The organism is Kocuria sp. CNJ-770 (genome assembly GCF_001942375.1).
Taxonomy (GTDB): Bacteria; Actinomycetota; Actinomycetes; order Actinomycetales; family Micrococcaceae; genus Kocuria; species Kocuria oceani.
In genome coordinates this window covers 1-18,388 of record NZ_MKJW01000074.1, presented here as the reverse complement: position 1 = coordinate 18,388, position 18,388 = coordinate 1, and the positions used below count along the sequence as shown (strand labels likewise).

Annotated in this window: 9 protein-coding genes, 1 rRNA gene and 1 pseudogene; 10 read left to right on the top strand and 1 reads right to left on the bottom strand. The window is 72.3% G+C overall.

Translation table 11 applies throughout. The features are described from left to right. Positions 1 to 100: 100 nt before the first annotated feature. The 6 genes from BJF77_RS03300 to glgX are packed head-to-tail and all read left to right on the top strand — an operon-like array spanning position 101 to position 6,582. Positions 101 to 583, top strand: coding sequence for a CarD family transcriptional regulator (locus BJF77_RS03300; RefSeq protein WP_047803020.1), 483 nt, complete (start codon positions 101 to 103; stop codon positions 581 to 583). Positions 584 to 590: 7 nt separating this feature from the next. Then, on the top strand, positions 591 to 1,400 hold the full coding sequence (gene ispD / locus BJF77_RS21360) for a 2-C-methyl-D-erythritol 4-phosphate cytidylyltransferase (protein WP_255396117.1): 810 nt from the start codon (positions 591 to 593) through the stop codon (positions 1,398 to 1,400). A 3-nt stretch (positions 1,401 to 1,403) separates the two neighbouring features. Then, complete coding sequence (gene ispF, locus BJF77_RS21355) at positions 1,404 to 1,895, top strand: 2-C-methyl-D-erythritol 2,4-cyclodiphosphate synthase (protein ID WP_047803021.1); 492 nt, start codon at positions 1,404 to 1,406, stop codon at positions 1,893 to 1,895. A 35-nt stretch (positions 1,896 to 1,930) separates the two neighbouring features. After that, a complete protein-coding gene (gene cysS, locus BJF77_RS03290) occupies positions 1,931 to 3,361 on the top strand; it encodes a cysteine--tRNA ligase (RefSeq protein WP_075871265.1) in 1,431 nt (476 codons plus the stop codon). A gap of 40 nt (positions 3,362 to 3,401) precedes the next feature. After that, positions 3,402 to 4,376: a 23S rRNA (guanosine(2251)-2'-O)-methyltransferase RlmB gene (rlmB, locus tag BJF77_RS03285; RefSeq protein ID WP_047803023.1), complete on the top strand. Its 975-nt coding sequence runs from the start codon at positions 3,402 to 3,404 to the stop codon at positions 4,374 to 4,376. After that, complete coding sequence (gene glgX, locus BJF77_RS03280) at positions 4,363 to 6,582, top strand: glycogen debranching protein GlgX (RefSeq protein ID WP_075871264.1); 2,220 nt, start codon at positions 4,363 to 4,365, stop codon at positions 6,580 to 6,582. Before rlmB ends, glgX begins: the two co-directional genes overlap by 14 nt. Positions 6,583 to 6,669: 87 nt before the next feature. Here glgX and glgP read toward each other — a convergent pair. Then, a pseudogene (gene glgP / locus BJF77_RS03275) lies at positions 6,670 to 9,266 on the bottom strand (alpha-glucan family phosphorylase). A 144-nt stretch (positions 9,267 to 9,410) separates the two neighbouring features. Here glgP and BJF77_RS03270 point away from each other — a divergent pair. The 4 genes from BJF77_RS03270 to BJF77_RS03255 all read left to right on the top strand — a co-directional run. Beyond that, positions 9,411 to 11,909, top strand: coding sequence for a maltotransferase domain-containing protein (locus BJF77_RS03270; protein WP_075871263.1), 2,499 nt, complete (start codon positions 9,411 to 9,413; stop codon positions 11,907 to 11,909). A gap of 107 nt (positions 11,910 to 12,016) precedes the next feature. Continuing rightward, positions 12,017 to 13,786, top strand: a complete 1,770-nt coding sequence (gene treS / locus BJF77_RS03265; protein WP_047803027.1) for a maltose alpha-D-glucosyltransferase — start codon at positions 12,017 to 12,019, stop codon at positions 13,784 to 13,786. A gap of 53 nt (positions 13,787 to 13,839) precedes the next feature. Then, a complete protein-coding gene (gene glgB, locus BJF77_RS03260; RefSeq protein WP_075871262.1) occupies positions 13,840 to 17,769 on the top strand; it encodes a 1,4-alpha-glucan branching protein GlgB in 3,930 nt (1,309 codons plus the stop codon). A 542-nt stretch (positions 17,770 to 18,311) separates the two neighbouring features. Continuing rightward, a 16S ribosomal RNA gene (locus tag BJF77_RS03255) occupies positions 18,312 to 18,388 on the top strand; the annotation flags it as partial.

The following is an 18,388-nucleotide window of genomic DNA, read 5'->3' as shown; positions in this document are numbered from 1 at the left end:
GACGGATCGTCCGCATCGCCGGCCGCCGGGGGGCCGTTCACGGCGGATCGGCGAATCCTACACCGTGTTAGAATGGACGTTCTGAAAGGGGTATTTCCATATGGTTTTTGAGGTTGGCGAGACGGTTGTCTACCCGCACCACGGCGCGGCGACCATCGAGGAGATCAAGACCCGCACCATCAAGGGCGAAGAGAAGATGTATCTCAAGCTCAAGGTGACCCAGGGCGATCTGGTCATCGAGGTCCCCGCGGAGAACGTGGACCTGGTGGGCGTTCGCGACGTCGTCGACGAGGACGGGCTGAAGAAGGTCATCTCGGTCCTGCAGGCGAAGGACACCGAGGAGGCCAGCAACTGGTCCCGGCGGTACAAGGCCAACCTGGAGAAGCTCGCCTCGGGCGACGTCCTGAAGGTCGCCGAGGTCGTGCGCGACCTGTGGCGCCGGGACCGCGACCGCGGGCTCTCCGCGGGGGAGAAGCGGATGCTGACGAAGGCCCGCCAGATCCTCACCTCCGAGCTCGCCCTCGCCAAGAAGATCGACGAGGAAGAGGCCGAGAAGCGCCTCGACGACATCCTCGCGTCCTGACCTCCCCGTGACCGGGAACGGGCCACGGCCCACGACGGCGACCCCGCCCTCCTCGGAGGGCGGGGTCGCCGTCGTCGTCGTGGCGGCCGGATCCGGCACCCGGCTCGGGCACGGCATCCCCAAGGCCCTCGTGCCGCTGGACGGCCGCCCCCTGCTCGAGCACGCCCTGCGCGGCGTCGCCGAGGCCGGGATCGCCGACCGGGTGCTCGTCACGGTCCCCGCCGGCGACGTCGAACTGTCCGCCCTGGCCCGGGAGCACGGGGCGCTGCCCGTGACCGGCGGCGCCTCCCGCGCCGCGTCGGTCCGCGCGGCCCTGGCCGTGCTGGAGGGCTCCGGGTGCGCCGCGGTGCTGGTCCACGACGCCGCGCGCTGCCTGACCCCGCCCTCGGTCTTCCGGTCCGTGGCGCGGCGCGTGCGCTCGGGGGCGCGGGCCGTGGTGCCGGTGCTCCCCGTCGCGGACACGATGCGCCGGGTCGACGAGGCCGGCCGCTCACTCGGGACCGTGGACCGCACGGTCCTGCGCGCGGTGCAGACCCCCCAGGGCTTCGAGCTCGCGCTGCTGCGCGCGGTCGACCGCGCCGCCGCCGAGGCCGGCACGGACCCGGAGACCGTCACCGACGACGCCTCGCTCGTGGAGACCCACGCCCCCGGCGTCGCCGTCCGGACGGTCCCGGGCCACGAGCACGCCTTCAAGATCACCCGGCCCCTCGACCTCGTGCTGGCCGAGGCCGTGCTCCGGGGCCGGGCGCCCGGCGCCGCCGGCACGGTCCCGGTCGCCGTCGGGCCCTCGACCGTCACCGTCCCCGAGGAGCGCTGACCCGTGAACCTGCCCCGCACCGGCATCGCCGTGGACGTCCACGCCTTCGGGCCCGAGGGCACCCCGCTGTGGGTCGCCGGTCTCGAGTGGCCGGGGGAGCGCGGCCTCGCGGGCCACTCGGACGGGGACGTCGTGGCCCACGCCGCCGCCGACGCCCTATTCTCGGCCTCGGGCACCGGGGACCTGGGCTCCAACTTCGGCGTGGACCGGCCCGAGATGCAGGGCGCCTCGGGGCTGCACATTCTCACCGAGGCGGCCCGGATCGTGCGGGCGGCCGGCTTCGAGATCGGCAACGTGGCCGTGCAGCTGATCGGCGAGCGGCCGCGCTTCGCGCCCCGCCGCGCGGAGGCCGAGGACGCCCTCAGCGCCGCCGCCGGCGCCCCCGTGACGGTCAGCGCCACGACCTCGGACCACCTCGGGTTCCCGGGCCGGGGCGAGGGGCTCGCGGCCGTGGCCACGGCCCTGGTCGTCGCCGTGGGAGCGGGCGGGGCCTGACCGGCCCGCGGGCGCGCGCCCTTATGATGGGCCGTGTGACTCTGCGCTTCTACGACACCGCCACCGCCTCCGTGCGGGACTTCGAGCCCGTCCACCCCGGTGAGGCGCGTCTGTACTACTGCGGTGCCACCGTCCAGGGGATGCCGCACATCGGGCACGTGCGCTCCGCGCTCGTCTTCGACCTGCTGGCGCGCTGGCTGGAGTTCCGCGGCCACCGGGTCACCACGGTGCGCAACGTCACCGACATCGACGACAAGATCCTCACCAACGCCGCGGCGTCGTACGCCCCCGACTACACCGGCGACCACCCCCGCGAGCCGTGGTGGGCGCTGGCCTACCGGTTCGAGCAGGTCTTCAACACCGCCTACGACGCCATCGGCATCGCCCGGCCCACCTACGAGCCGCGCGCGACCGGCCACGTCCCCGAGATGCACGCCCTGATCCGCGCCCTCGTCGACGCCGGGCACGCCTACCCGGCCCCGGACGGCTCGGGCGACGTCTACTTCGACGTCCGCTCCTGGGCGCGCTACGGGGAGCTCACCCACCAGTCGGTGGACGACATGCAGGACGCCCCGGACGCCGACCCGCGCGGCAAGCGCGACCCCCGCGACTTCGCCCTGTGGAAGGGGCACAAGCCCGGCGAGCCGGAGACCGCGCGCTGGGAGTCCCCGTGGGGCGCCGGCCGGCCCGGCTGGCACCTCGAGTGCTCCGCGATGGCCGGGAAGTACCTGGGGGAGCACTTCGACATCCACGGCGGCGGCCTGGACCTGCGCTTCCCCCACCACGAGAACGAGCTCGCCCAGTCGGCCGCGGCCGGGCAGCGCTTCGCGAACTTCTGGCTGCACAACGGGCTGGTCACCTCCGCGGGCGAGAAGATGTCCAAGTCGATCGGCAACACCGTCTCCCCGGCGGACATGCTCGCCGCGGCCCGCCCGCTCGCCGTGCGCTACTACCTGGGGCAGGCCCACTACCGCTCCGTGCTGGACTACCGGCCCACCTCCCTGGCCGAGGCGGCCGCCGCCGTGGAGCGCGTCGAGTCCTTCCTGCGCCACGCCGCGGACTCCGGCCTCGACCTCGCCTGGACGCCCACCGACGTGCCGGAGGCCTTCCAGGACGCCATGGACGACGACCTCAACGTGCCCCAGGCCCTCGCGGCCCTGCACGAGACCGTGCGGGCGGGCAACTCCGCGCTCGCCGACGGCGGCGACCCGTCCGCGCCCGCCCGCGCCGTGCGGGCCATGACCGACGTCCTCGGGCTGAGCGGGCTCATGGACCTCGGCGGCGCCGGCGGCAACGCCGCCGAGCACGCCGCCCTCGACGCCCTCGTGCGCTCCCTGCTGACCCAGCGCGCACAGGCCCGCGCCGCCAAGGACTGGGCCCGGGCCGACGCCATCCGGGACGAGCTCGCCGCGGCCGGCGTCGCGGTCCGCGACGGCGCCGGCGGCGCCGCCTGGTCCGTGGCCTGAGCCGGCCCCCACCCACCACCGACCGAAACAGAGGAATGCCATGCCAGCCCCCAAGCGCCCCGGTGCGATCCGCAAGAACAAGAAGGGCCCCCTCGTGGGCACCGGCGGCCACGGCCGCAAGGCGCTCGAGGGGCGCGGACCGACGCCGAAGGCCGAGGACCGCCCGTACCACAAGGCGCACAAGATGAAGAAGGCCGCCGAGCGCCGCCAGGCCCAGGGCGGCCGCGCTGCCTCCCGCACCCGGGGCAAGGTCCAGGAGGACCTCGTCACCGGGCGGAACTCGGTGCTCGAGGCGCTGCGGGCGGACATCCCCGCCAAGGCCCTGCACGCGGCGAGCAAGATCGACGTGGACGACCGGGTGCGGGAGATCCTGCAGATCTGCGCCGAGCGCGGGATCACGATCCTCGAGGCCTCCAAGTCCGAGCTCGACCGGCTCACCAGCGACGCCGTGCACCAGGGCGTGGCCCTGCAGGTGCCCGCCTACGAGTACGAGGACGCCGTGGAGACCGCCCGCCGGCTCATGACCCAGTGGGAGAAGCGGCACATCCGCCGCCCGCCGCTGCTGATCGCCCTCGACGGCATCACCGATCCGCGCAACCTCGGGGCCATCATCCGCAGCGCGTCGGCCTTCTCCGGCAACGCGGTCATCGTCCCCGAGCGCCGCTCCGTGGGCGTCACCGCCTCCGCCTGGAAGACCAGCGCCGGCGCCGCCGCCCGGGTGCCCGTGGCGAAGGCGGCCAACCTGAACCGCGCGCTCGAGGAGCTCAAGGGCATGGGCTACTTCGTGGTCGGGCTCGACGGCGACGGCGACGTCCAGCTGCCCGGGCTCGAGCTCGCCACCGAACCGCTCGTGATCGTGGTCGGCGCGGAGGGCAAGGGCCTGTCCCGGCTGGTCACCGAGAACTGCGACCAGGTCGTCTCCATCCCCATCGACTCCGCCATGGAGTCCCTCAACGCCTCGATGGCCGTGGGCATCACCCTGTACGAGGTGTCACGACGCCGTGCCGGTTCCTGAGCCGCGGCGGCAGGACACCGGCCGGCCCTACGTCTCCCACCCCTACCCGCTGGGGGTGCACCCCTCGCACGAGCGCGACGGCAGCGCCAACGTGGCCGTCTACGCCCCCGGGGTGCCGGACCTCGACATCGTCTTCCGGCTGCCGGGCGGGCGCTGGCAGCGGCGCCGGCTGACCGGACGCACCGGCGGGATGCATCACGGGACGATCCCCCCGGCCGAGCAGCAGCGGCTCTCCGAGACGGGCTTCGAGTACATGAGGCACCGGGACGAGGCCCCGGCGCTGCCCGTCGGCACGGAGTACGGCTTCGTGCCCGCGGACTCGCCGGTGGCCGCCCGCCGCCGCGGCCCGGACCCCTCCGACCAGCAGATCCTGCTCGACCCCTACGGGAAGGGCCTGCGCCGCGTGGCCGCGCCGGACGACGTCGAGGACCCCGGCCCGGACGCCTACGGCGGACGCTACGTCTCCGTGATCGCCCAGCAGGACTTCGACTGGGACGAGGACCGCCCGCCGGCCACCGCGTGGCGGGACACGGTGGTCTACGAGGCGCACGTCAAGGGCCTCACCGCCCTGCACCCGGACATCCCCGAAGAGCTGCGGGGCACGTACGCCGGCCTGGCCCACCCGGTGATGACCGACTACCTCACCTCGCTGGGCGTCACGGCCGTGGAGCTGCTGCCCGTGCACGCCCACCTGGACGAGCCCCACCTCACGAACCTGGGGCTGAGCAACTACTGGGGCTACAACACGCTGGGCTTCTTCGCCCCGCACGCCGGCTACGCCACCGAGGCCGCCCGCGCCCGCGGCCCCCAGGGCGTGCTCGACGAGTTCAAGGCGATGGTCCGCGACCTGCACCGGGCCGGCCTTGAGGTCTACCTCGACGTGGTCTACAACCACACGGCCGAGGCCGGACAGGGCGAGCCGGCCTACTGCTGGCGCGGCCTCGGCGACGAGGCCTACTACCGGCACGGCGACGACGGCCGCTACGTGGACGTCACCGGGTGCGGCAACTCGGTGAACTTCGGCAACCCCCGCGTGGTGCAGATGGCTCTGGACTCCCTGCGCTACTGGGTGGAGCGCTGCCACGTGGACGGCTTCCGCTTCGACCTCGCCCCGGAGCTGGCCCGCGACGAGCGCCACCGCTTCACCCGCAACCACCCCTTCCTCGTCGCCGTGAACGCGGACCCGGCGCTGTTCGGCACCAAGCTCATCGCCGAGCCGTGGGACGTGGGCATGGGCGGATGGCAGACCGGGCACTTCCCCGAGGGCTGGGCGGACTGGAACGACCGCTTCCGGGACACCGTCCGCGACTTCTGGCTCACCGGCCCGCGCAGCATGAGCCTGGGCGGGGACGGGGGCAACGCCTCACGCCTGGCCGGGGCGCTCACCGGCTCCGCGGACCTGTTCGCCGCCTCCGGGCGCAGCGCCCTGGCCTCCGTGAACTTCGTGACCGCCCACGACGGCTTCACGCTGGCCGACCTCGTGTCCTACGACAACAAGCACAACCAGGCCAACCTCGAGAAGAACCGGGACGGCACCAACGACAACCACTCCTGGAACCACGGGGTCGAGGGCCCGGCCCGGGACGTGCGGATCCGGGCCGACCGCGCCCAGACCGCCCGCAACGTCATGGCCACCCTGCTCTTCTCCCAGGGCGTGCCGATGATCACCGCCGGGGACGAGTTCGGCCGCAGCCAGCGGGGGAACAACAACGCCTACTGCCAGGACAACGAGCTCTCCTGGGTGGACTGGCACCACACCCCGGCGGACCGGGCGATGCTGGCCGCGACCCGCTCCCTCGTCGCCGTGCGCGGGGAGTTCCTCGCCGGGCAGCCGTCCCACTTCCCGACCCGGCCGGACGAGGTGATGATGCACTGGTTCGGCCCGGACGGGACGCCCATGACCGCCACCGACTGGCAGGCCCCCGGCGCCCGCACCATCCAGGTGCTGATCGGCTCCTGCGGCGGGCGCGTCTCGGGGCTGATGGTGGTCAACGGCGCGAGCGCCGACATGGCGATCACGTTCCCGGACGTCACGCAGCTGCTGCTCCCCGACGAGGAGGAGCACCCGCTGCGGGCCTCGGACGGCGTCTACGCCCTGGTGCACAGCACCGCCTCGGTGCTGCACGGCCGCTACGGCGCCCGCTATCGCGCCGGGCGGCCCCAGGGCGTGCCCGCCAACTCGGTCACCCTGTTCCGGCTCCTCTGAAGCGGGTCCTCCCGGCACGAGCAGGGGCCGCACCCGTGCACGGGTGCGGCCCCTGCTCGTGCCGGCCCCGGTCCGGCCTGGACGGGCTCAGGCGTTCGCCACGAGCCCCAGCTCCGCCTTGTCGGCGAGGTGGGGGTGGGCCGGCAGCACCCGCACGGTGTAGCCGAAGGGCCCGGAGCGGTCCACGGTGATCGTCCCGCAGAACTTGTGCCGCCCGCCCCCGAGCTCGCCGGTGGGGCGCAGGGTCGCGTACTTGCGCTCGTGGATGTGATCGGTCTCCGAGACGCGGCCGTAGCCGATCTCCGCGCAGACGTCCTCCGGGGCCAGCGAGCCGAGGGTGACGTAGGCGCACACGGAGAGCTCGTCGCCGATCTGCGGGTCCTGGGCCACGCCCTCGGTGTCGACGTGCTCCACCGAGACCTGGCCCCAGGCCTGGCGCACGCGCCCGATCCACCGGGACTTCGCGCGCGCGGCGGCGTGCCCGTCCTCGGCGGCCCGGCGCCCGGACACGGCGGCGGGGACGTAGAGCTCCCGCACGTAGTCCTCGAGCATCCGCTTGGCCGAGACGCGGGGGCCCAGCGTGGCCAGGGTGTGCCGGACCATGGCCAGCCACTGGTGCGGCACCACGTCCGTGCCCGGCTCGGAGGCGTCGTCGGTCTCGCCGTAGAAGCGGGGCGCCACGTGGTTCTCGATGAGCTCGTAGAGGGCGGCCGCCTCGATGTCGTCGCGCTCGTCCGGGTGGGCGTCCTCGTCCGCGGTGGGGATGGCCCAGCCGTTCTGGCCGTCGTACATCTCGTCCCACCAGCCGTCGAGCACCGACAGGTTCAGCCCGCCGTTGAGGGCGGCCTTCATCCCCGAGGTGCCGCAGGCTCCAGCGGTCGCAGCGGGTTGTTCAGCCACACGTCGCAGCCGGGGAACAGGGTCCGGGCCATCGCGATGTCGTAGTTGGGCAGGAAGACGATCCGGTGGCGCACCTCCGGGTCGTCCGTGAAGCGCACGAGGTCCTGGATCAGCCGCTTGCCCTGCTCGTCGGCAGGGTGGGACTTCCCCGCGACCACGAGCTGCACCGGGCGCTCCGGGTCCAGCAGGATCTTCTTGAGCCGCTGCGGGTCCCGCAGCATGAGCGTGAGCCGCTTGTAGGTGGGCACCCGGCGGGCGAAGCCGATCGTCAGCACCCCGGGGTCGAGGACCGAGTCGGTCCAGCCGAGCTCGGCGTCCGCGAGACCGCGCTTCTTCCAGGAGGCCCGCAGTCGGGCCCGGACGTCCGCCACCAGACGGGTGCGCAGCTCCCGGCGCACCGCCCACAGCTCGGCGTCGTCCACCCCGTAGATCCGCCGCCACCGTGCGGTCCGGTCGAGGTCGGAGCCCATCGGGTCCAGGGCGAGCTCCGCCATGCGGGGGTCGATCCAGGTCATGACGTGCACGCCGTTGGTGATGGAGCCGATCGGCACCTCGTCCTCGTCGAAGCCCGGCCACAGCCCCCGGAACATGCCGCGGGAGACCACGCCGTGCAGCTTGGCCACACCGTTGGCCCGCTGGGCCAGGCGCAGGCCCATCACGGCCATGTTGAACTTGGACGGGTCGCCGTCGTCGTAGTCCTCCGTGCCGAGGGACAGGACGTTGGCCGTGGGGACGGCCGGGGCGAGACCGGCGTTGAAGAAGTGCTCGATCTGCGCCCGCTCGAACCGGTCGATGCCCGCGGGCACGGGGGTGTGGGTCGTGAACACGGTGGCCGAGCGCACCGAGGCGAGGGCTTCGTCCCAGGTCAGCGGTTCACTTCCGTCGGAGGGCTCCATGAGCTCCGCGATCCGTTCGATGCCCAGGAACCCGGCGTGGCCCTCGTTGCAGTGGAAGACCTCCGGGGCCGGCGCCCCCGTCAGCCGGGAGAACGTGCGCAGGGCGCGGATCCCGCCCATCCCGAGCAGCAGCTCCTGCTGCAGGCGGTGGTCGCCGCCGCCGCCGTAGAGGCGGTCGGTGACGCTGCGGGCGTGGTCGTCGTTGTCCGGGATGTCGGAGTCGAGCAGGAGCAGCGGCACGCGCCCCACGTCGGCGCGCCAGATCTGCGCGGACAGCGAGCGCCCGTTGGGCAGCGGCAGAGTGATCCGCGCGGGAGTCCCGTCCTCCTCCCGCAGCAGGGCCAGGGGCATCCCGTCCGGGTCGAGCACCGGGTAGGACTCCTGCTGCCAGGCGTCGCGGGAGAGCGACTGCTTGAAGTACCCGTGCTGGTAGAACAGGCCTACGCCCACGACCGGCACACCGAGGTCCGAGGCGCTCTTGAGGTGGTCCCCGGCGAGGATGCCCAGCCCGCCCGAGTACTGGGGCAGCACGGAGGTCACGCCGTACTCGGCCGAGAAGTAGGCGATGGCGCGGGGGGCGTCCTCGGTCTGGGTCTTCTGGTACCACAGCTCGTCGGTGAGGTAGCACTCCAGGTCGGCGTCGAGCTCCTCGATCCGCCGCACGGTGGCGGGGTCCTCGGCGATCTGCTGGATCTCCTCCCGGGTGAGGGAGCCCAGCAGCTTGACCGGGTCGCCGTGCACGGTCTCCCAGGCCTGCGGATTGAGGTCGGCGAACAGCTGTTCGGTCGGCCGGTGCCAGGACCAGCGGAGGTTCCTCGCAAGACGGCTCAGCGGGGCGATGGACTCCGGCAGCACGGTGCGCACGGTGAATCTACGGATTGCCTTCACGCGGTCAGACTACCGGTGACCCGGCGGGAACCGGCCGTGTCGTCGCCCGGTCGCCGCCCCGGCGTGCCGGGCGCGCCCGCGGGGACGCAAACAGCGCCGCGTGCGTCGACAGCGGGCTTAACGATCGCGGGGTTTGTCGCTAACGTGTTCCAGGTGAGCCAAGCCAACACGCCGTCCCCGTCCGACCCGGCCGCGAGCCCGGCCGGCACGTCCGCCCCCGACTCCCCGACGACGTCCGCCGCCGAGGCGGCCGTGCCCGGCGACGGGACCGCAGTCCCGGCCGAGCAGCCGGCGAAGAAGGCCCCGGCGCGCCGCAGGGCCTCGACCGCCAAGCAGGCCCCGGCCGCGGACGCCGCCTCCGTCGAGGACGAGCCGGGCATCTCCGTGGTCCCCGCCGCGGAGACCGGCACCCGTGCCCGCAGGACCTCGACCCCGAAGACGTCGAGCGCCAAGACCTCGGCCGCGAAGACGTCGAGCGCGAAGACGTCGAGCGCGAAGACCTCCACTGCCAAGACGTCGACCGCGAAGACCCCGGCCGCCCGGACGTCGACGACGAAGAAGGCCACGACCACGCGCAAGGCCCCGGCGACGCGCCGGAAGGCCGCCGGGTCGGCGTTCTCCCGCGAGGACCTGGTCTACGGCCGGATCCCGATCGTCGGCGTGAGCCCCGTGGTCGAGGACGGGCGCTTCCCGGCCAAGGCCGTGCCGGGCGAGTCGATCCGGGTGGGCGCCACCGTGTTCCGGGAGGGCCACGACGCCCTCGGCGTGACCGCGGTGCTCTACGACCCGCAGGGCACCGAGACCGAGCGGGTGCCCATGCGCCTGACCACCGCCGGCACCGACCGCTACGAGGCGTGGCTGACCCCGACCTCCGAGGGCGCGTGGACCTTCGCCGTCGAGGGCTGGGGCGACCTCTACGAGACCTGGCGGCACGCCGCCGAGATCAAGGTGGGCGTGGGCCAGGACGTCGAGCTGATGATGGCCGAGGGCGTGGTGCTCTTCGACCGCGCCGCCGCGGAGCCCGGGCGCCCGGACTCCGACGTCGAGCTGTTCCGCTCCGCCTCCCGGACGCTCGGCAACCAGGAGCTGCCCGCCGAGCACCGGCTCGAGGCCGGCACCTCGGCGGAGGTCCTGGCCGTGGTCGCCGAGCGTCCGCTGCGCGATCTCGTCACCGAGAGCCGCCGCTATCCGCTGAAGGTCGAGCGCACCGCCGCCGGCCGCGGGTCCTGGTACGAGTTCTTCCCGCGCTCCGAGGGCGCCGCCCTCGACCCCGAGACCGGCACGTGGACCTCCGGGAACTTCCGGACGGCCTCCGAGCGGCTCGAGGCCGTGGCCGGGATGGGCTTCGACGTGGTCTACCTGCCCCCGATCCACCCGATCGGCACGGCACACCGCAAGGGCCCCAACAACACGCTCGTGGCCGGGCCCCAGGATCCCGGGTCCCCGTGGGCCATCGGCGCCCCCGAGGGCGGGCACGACGCCATCCACCCGGACCTCGGCACGTTCGAGGACTTCGACGGGTTCGTGGCCCGCGCCGCCGACCACGGCCTCGAGGTCGCCCTGGACCTCGCCCTGCAGGCGTCCCCGGACCACCCCTGGGTCACGGCGCACCCGGAGTGGTTCACGACCCGGGCCGACGGCTCGATCGCCTACGCCGAGAACCCGCCGAAGAAGTACCAGGACATCTACCCGATCAACTTCGACAACGACCCCGAGGGGCTGTCCCTCGAGGTGCTGCGGATCGTGGAGCTGTGGATCTCCCACGGCGTGAAGATCTTCCGGGTGGACAACCCGCACACCAAGCCCCTGTGGTTCTGGGAGTGGCTGATCGGCACCGTCAACGCCAAGCACCCCGAGGTGGTCTTCCTGGCCGAGGCGTTCACCCGGCCCGCCATGATGCAGGGCCTCGCCCGGGTGGGCTTCCAGCAGTCCTACTCCTACTTCACGTGGCGCAACACGAAGAAGGAGATCGAGGAGTACCTGCACGAGATCAGCCACGAGACCTCGGCGGTGTACCGGCCGAACTTCTTCGTGAACACCCCGGACATCCTCACGGAGTACCTCCAGTTCGGCGGTCCCGCGGCGTTCCGGATCCGCGCGGTGCTGGCCGCCACGGGCTCCCCGCTGTGGGGCGTCTACGCCGGCTACGAGCTCTTCGAGCACGTGGCCCGGCAGGGCGCCGAGGAGTACGTGGACAACGAGAAGTACCAGTTCCGCCCGCGGGACTTCGCCGGGGCGGAGGAGCGCGGGGAGTCCCTGGCCCCGTACCTCACGCGGCTCAACGAGATCCGCCGCCGGCACGCCTCGCTGGGCGACCTGCAGAACCTGACGGTGCAGTCCACGTCCGACGACGCCCTGGTCGCGTACACGAAGACCAAGACGGTGCGGCACGGTGGGTCCGCCTACAAGGACACGATCATCGTGGTCGTCAACGTGGACCCGCACGCGACCCGCGAGGGCACGGTCTGGCTCGACCTGGAGTCCCTGAACCTGGACGACGCCGACTTCAACGAGGACGGCAGCTTCTGGGTGGACGACCTGCTCAGCGGCCACTCCTGGAAGTGGGGCACGCACAACTACGTGCGCCTCGATCCGCACCACGACCCCGCGCACGTCCTGCACATCCGGCGCAACGTCAAGTAGGGGACCTTCCGGACCCCGTCGGGGCCCTCCCGGGCATCGCCACCCGGGAGGGCCCCCTTCCCACCCGAAGGCCTCCGACCCACCTGCCCGAAAGGCGGCACCCCCGCATGAGCATCTCGCCGTTCTCGCTCAACGCCCCCGGAATCTCCCACGACCCCGACTGGTTCCGCAAAGCGGTGTTCTACGAGGTCCTCGTCCGGGCGTTCTCCGACGCCAACGGTGACGGCTCCGGCGACTTCTCCGGCCTGATCGACAAGCTGGACTACCTGCAGTGGCTGGGCATCGACTGCCTCTGGCTGCCGCCCTTCTTCGAGTCCCCGCTGCGCGACGGCGGCTACGACATCTCGGACTACTACTCGGTCCTGGACGAGTTCGGCACGATCAGCGACTTCAAGCGGCTCGTCGCGGAGGCGCACGCCCGTGGCCTGCGGGTGATCATCGACCTGCCGCTGAACCACACCAGCGACCAGCACCCCTGGTTCCAGGCCTCCCGCGAGGACCCGGACGGTCCCTACGGCGACTTCTACGTCTGGTCGGACACGGACGAGCTGTACCAGGACGCGCGGATCATCTTCGTGGACACCGAGGAGTCGAACTGGACGTTCGACCCGATCCGCCGCCAGTTCTTCTGGCACCGGTTCTTCTCCCACCAGCCCGACCTCAACTTCGAGAACCCGGCCGTGGTGGAGGCCGTCCACGACGTGGTGAAGTTCTGGCTGGACATGGGCATCGACGGCTTCCGCGCCGACGCGATCCCGTACCTGATCGAGGAGGAGGGGACCAACTGCGAGAACCTCCCCGGCACCCACGACTTCCTCGTGCAGCTGCGCCGGATGATCGACGAGGAGTACCCCGGGCGCGTGGTCATCGCGGAGGCGAACCAGATGCCGCACGAGGTGGTGGAGTACTTCGGCACCGAGCAGGACCCGGAGTGCCACATGTGCTTCCACTTCCCGATCATGCCGCGGATCTTCTACGCGCTGCGGGACCAGAAGGCCGCCCCGATCGTGGACACCATGCAGGAGACGCCCGACATCCCGCGCGGGACCCAGTGGGGCACGTTCCTGCGCAACCACGACGAGCTGACGCTCGAGATGGTCACCACCGAGGAGCGCCAGGCGATGCTGGGCTGGTACGCCCCGGACTCCCGGATGCGCGCCAACGTGGGCATCCGCCGCCGGCTGGCGCCGCTGCTGGACAACTCCCGGGCGGAGATCGAGCTCATCCACGCCCTGCTCCTGTCCCTGCCGGGCAGCCCGTTCCTCTACTACGGCGACGAGATCGGGATGGGGGACAACATCTGGCTCGACGACCGTGACGCCTCCCGCACCCCGATGCAGTGGACCCCGGACCGCAACGCCGGCTTCTCCAAGGCCGACCCGGGCAAGCTGTACCTGCCCGTGGTCCAGTCGCTGGTCTACCACTACAACCAGGTCAACGTGGAGGCACAGCTGGCGTCGTCGTCGTCCCTGCTGCACTGGATGCGCCAGATGCTGGCGGTGCGGAAGGCGCACCCGGCGTTCGGTCTGGGCAGCTACGTCAACGTGGAGACCGACCACGACTCCGTGCTCGCGTTCCTGCGGGTGCTCCCGGACGAGGAGACCGAGGACGGCCGCGGCGAGACGGTGCTGTGCCTGTTCAACCTCGCCCACACCCCCGCGTGCGCCCGCATCCGGCTGCCGCAGTTCGCGGGCCGCGGGCTGCGCGAGCTCTTCGGCGGAGACCTGTTCGGGGAGGTGGACGAGGCCGGGGAGTACCGCATCACCCTCGGCAGCCAGGACTTCTTCTGGCTGCGGCTGCGCGCGGCCCGCCGCGACGACGGCACGCACCCGCAGACCACGGCCCTGCCGATCATCACGCCCGCCAAGACGTCCTGAGCGCGACCGCGCGTCCGGCCACCACCTCGCCCGCCCCGGAAGGACCCGATCCCATGACCGACCAGCACCCCGACGAGCTCCTCGACCTCCTGCGGCGCTGGCTGCCGAAGCAGCGGTGGTTCCCCTTCGCGGAGGGCGGCGCGGGCGCCGACCTGCGGGTCCTCGCCCAGCTCGCCCTGCCGGAGCAGGCGGGCGGCACGGCCCGGGTGCTGCTCGTGGAGGCCTCGGCGGGGGACCGCACCGAGCTGCTCCAGGTGCCGCTGACCCTGCGCGCGGCGCCCCTCGAGGGCGCGGAGCGGTTCCTCGTGGCGGAGCCGACGGCCCCGGCGGACACCGGTGCCGGGCCGGAGGCCGCGCCGGGCGCGGAACAGGGTCCCGGTCCGCTGCGGGCGGCGCGCAAGCTCAAGGACCGCGCCGCGCGGGCCGGGCGCGCGGTGGCCGACCGCACCGGTCTGCCCGTGCCCGGGGCCGACGGCGCGGTGGCCGGCTCCTGGGTCTACGACGGCGTCGGGGACCCCGCCTTCGTGGGCCCCGCGCTCGCGCTCATGCAGCAGCAGGAGACCGCCGGGGGCGGGCCGCTGGGGCTGTCCCTGACCGGTGCGCACGGGGACGCGCTGCGCGTGCCCTACGCCGTGGAGTCCCGCGAGCAGGTCCGGGTGATCGCCAGCGAGCAGTCGAACTCCTCGGTGATCATCACCCCGCCGCCGGGCCGGGCGCAGGCCGACGCCGTCATCGTGAAGTTCTTCCGGGTGGTGGGCGAGGGCGCCAACCCGGACGTGGAGGTCGGCCACGAACTCACCGCTCTCGGCTGCCCCGCGGTCCCCGCCACGTTCGGCTGGCTCGACGCCCGCTGGCGCACCGGCCTGGCCGCCGCGGAGGGCCAGCTGGCGGTGGCCACCGAGTTCCTCGCCGGCTCCGCCGACGCCTGGGGCCGGGCCGTCGAGGCGGCCGAGCAGGGCGCCGACTTCACCGACGAGGCCCGCGAGCTGGGACGCACGACCGCCCGCGTGCACCGGGACCTGGCGCGCGCCTTCGGCACGGAGACCCCCGACGACGCGGCCCGCACCCGCCTGCTGGACGGCCTCGCCGGGCGCATCCGGTGGGCCCGGGCGGAGTCCGGGTCCCTGTTCACCGAGCACTCGGACGCTCTCGACGCGCTGCTGGGGTCCCTCGACGGCGTGACCGACCTGCCCCCGCTGCAGCGCATCCACGGGGACTACCACCTGGGGCAGGTGCTCCAGACGGAGGAGGGCCAGTTCAAGGTCCTGGACTTCGAGGGCGAGCCCCTGCGCCCGATCGAGGAGCGCACCAGGCCGGACGTGGCCCTGCGCGATGTCGTGGGGATGCTCCGCTCCTTCGACTACGCCGCCGCGTTCGGGGCGCGCGCCGGGGCGGGGGACACCGAGGAGTGGGGCCGCCGGACCGCGGAGGCCTTCCTGTCCGGCTACGAGCAGGGCGCCGGGCACGTCGTCGACCGCGACTCGCCGCTGTTCCGGGCGCTGTGGCTGGACAAGGCGCTCTACGAGGTCGTCTACGAGCAGCGCAACCGGCCGGACTGGCTGGGCGTGCCGGCCGGAGCGGTGCGCCGTTTCCTGGAGGATCTGCCGTCGCGTAGCGTGAACCCTGAACCCGCCGGCGCGGACTCCGCATCCGGCACCGGCCAAGACGACGACAGGTCCCGTTCCGCGCGGCGCGCTGCGACGGAACCGGGAACGGAAATCGAGGACGAAGTGACCGCCAGCACCCCGCAGGACCGATCCGACCCCGTCCGGGCGACCGGCCACGACGTCGCCCCGGCAGGGCCCGTCCCCGTGCCGGAGCACGTGCTCGCCGCCGTCTCCGAGGGCCGCCACCACAACCCGCACGGGGTCCTGGGCGCCCATCTGGGACCGGACGGCAGCGTCACGGTGCGCACCCTGCGCCGGTTCGCCACGGCGGTCGCCGTGGTCACGCAGGACGGCACCTTCGAGCTCGAGCACGAGTGGGGCGGCATCTTCACGGGTGTGGTCCCGGCCCATGAGCCGGGCCGGATCCCCGACTACCGGGTGGACGTGACCTACCGGGACCTCGAGCCGCAGCGGATGGACGACCCGTACCGCTTCGCGCCCACGCTGGGCGAGCTCGACCTCCACCTGATCGGGGAGGGGCGGCACGAGACGCTGTGGACCGTCCTCGGCGCCCACGTGCGCCGCTACCCCTCCGCCCTCGGGGACATCACCGGCGTGAGCTTCGCCGTGTGGGCGCCCAACGCCCAGGCCGTGCGGGTCATCGGCGACTTCAACGGCTGGGACGGCAGCGAGCACGCGATGCGCTCCCTCGGCTCCTCGGGCGTGTGGGAGATCTTCGTGCCGGGGCTGGGCTCCGGCGCCACCTACAAGTTCCGCATCCTCGGCCGGGACGGCGGCTGGCGGGAGAAGGCCGACCCCATGGCCTTCGGCACCGAGGTCCCGCCCTCCACCGCGTCGCGCGTCTTCGAGTCGACCTACGAGTTCCAGGACGACGCCTGGCTGGCCCGCCGTGCGGCCACCGACCCCCACAACGCCCCGATGAGCGTCTACGAGCTGCACATCGGCTCGTGGCGGATGGGGCTGGGCTACAAGGACCTCGCCAAGGAGCTCGTGGAGTACCTCACGTGGCAGGGCTTCACGCACGTGGAGTTCATGCCCGTGGCGGAGCACCCGTTCGGCGGGTCCTGGGGCTACCAGGTGACGTCCTACTACGCGCCGTCCTCCCGCTTCGGCAGCCCGGACGAGTTCCGCTACCTCGTGGACCAGCTCCACCAGGCCGGCATCGGCGTGATCGTGGACTGGGTCCCGGGGCACTTCCCCAAGGACGAGTGGGCCCTGGCCCGGTTCGACGGCGAGCCCCTGTACGAGCACGCCGACCCCCGCCGCGGCGAGCACAAGGACTGGGGGACTCTGATCCCCGACTACGGCCGCAACGAGGTCCGCAACTTTCTGGTGGCCAACGCCTCCTACTGGCTGGACGAGTTCCACATCGACGGGCTGCGCGTGGACGCCGTCGCCTCCATGCTCTACCTGGACTACTCGCGCAACGAGGGCGAGTGGGAGCCGAACATCTACGGCGGACGGGAGAACCTCGAGGCCATCGCGTTCCTCAAGGAGGCCAACGCCACGGCCTACAAGCGCACCCCGGGGATCGTCATGATCGCCGAGGAGTCGACCTCGTACCCGGGGGTGACCCGGCCCACCGACGCCGACGGACTGGGCTTCGGGCTGAAGTGGAACATGGGGTGGATGAACGACACCCTCGAGTACATGGCCGAGGACCCGGTCAACCGGTACTACCACCACAACAAGCTCACGTTCTCGCTCGTCTACGCCTTCTCGGAGAACTTCCTGCTGCCGATCTCCCACGACGAGGTCGTCTACGGCAAGGGCTCCCTGCTGCGCAAGATGCCCGGGGACCGGTGGCAGCAGCTGGCCAACGTCCGCGCCTACCTGGCCTTCATGTGGGCCCACCCGGGCAAGCAGCTGATCTTCATGGGCACCGAGTACGCCCAGGAGTCCGAGTGGTCCCAGGAGCACGGACTCGACTGGTGGCTCTCCGAGACCCCGCCGCACAAGGGCGTCCAGGAGCTCGTGCGCACCCTGAACACCATCTACCGCGACACCCCGGCGCTGTACGAGCGGGACAACAACCCCGCCGGCTTCGAGTGGATCGACGCCGCCGACGCCGGGCGCAACACGCTGTCCTTCACCCGGTGGGACGAGCAGGGCAACCCGCTGGTGTGCGTCGCCAACTTCGCCGGCAACCCGCACGAGAACTTCCGGCTGGGTCTGCCGTGGGCCGGCGACTGGACCGAGGTGCTCAACACCGACTCGGAGCACTTCGGCGGTTCGGGCGTGGGCAACCTCGGGAAGGTGAGCGCCACCGAGGGCGCCCACAACGGCAGCCCGGCGTCCGCCGTGCTGACCGTCCCGCCGCTGGCGGTGCTGTACCTCAGGCCTGCCGAGCACTGAGACCGAGCCGGTCCTCCCGATGGGACGGGACCGGTGCACGGGGGGAAGGGGCCCGGGTCTTCGGACCGGGGCCCCTTCCCCGTTCCCGGCCGGTGCTGCGGAGCACGGAACAGCCGGGTTGCACGGGAACGGCGAACCGGGTAACTTCTTCCAAGTCGTCGCGGCGAGGAACTCCTCCGGGAGCACCACGGGACGGCGCCCCACCCACATCGTTCCGGACCGGACGGCCAGCGCGCCGCGAGGTGCCGGGGACGTGCTAGGGTGGCGGCTCGCGAGCTTCGCCGGACGGCGGCTCCAGTCACGATCGGGTCACCGAGTGTTCACCCGAGATTGACCGGACCGACCGGGAGGGCTAAGGTTGCAGAGCACTCCGGGAGCAGGATGTCCAGCGGGACACGCTCACCGGTCTGTTGTTTGAGAACTCAATAGTGTGCCATGTTTGTTGATACCGATTGTTTTATCGGTTGATGGTTGTCGTGCGCCTCGCCTCCGTGGGGTGGCGGCAGCTTTTCGGCCGGGTTCGAAATGTTTTTCGTTGTTTTTTGACGGAGAGTTTGATCCTGGCTCAGGACGAACGCTGGCGGCGTGCTTAACACATGCAAGTCGAACGATGATCTCC

What these genes read in the sequence shown, in the direction of transcription:
- rlmB (WP_047803023.1), top strand. Translation starts at nt 3,402, where the DNA reads ATGCCAGCCCCCAAGCGCCCCGGTGCGATCCGCAAGAACAAGAAGGGC.
- glgB (WP_075871262.1), top strand. Translation starts at nt 13,840, where the DNA reads ATGACCGACCAGCACCCCGACGAGCTCCTCGACCTCCTGCGGCGCTGG.
- treS (WP_047803027.1), top strand. Translation starts at nt 12,017, where the DNA reads ATGAGCATCTCGCCGTTCTCGCTCAACGCCCCCGGAATCTCCCACGAC.
- BJF77_RS03300 (WP_047803020.1), top strand. Translation starts at nt 101, where the DNA reads ATGGTTTTTGAGGTTGGCGAGACGGTTGTCTACCCGCACCACGGCGCG.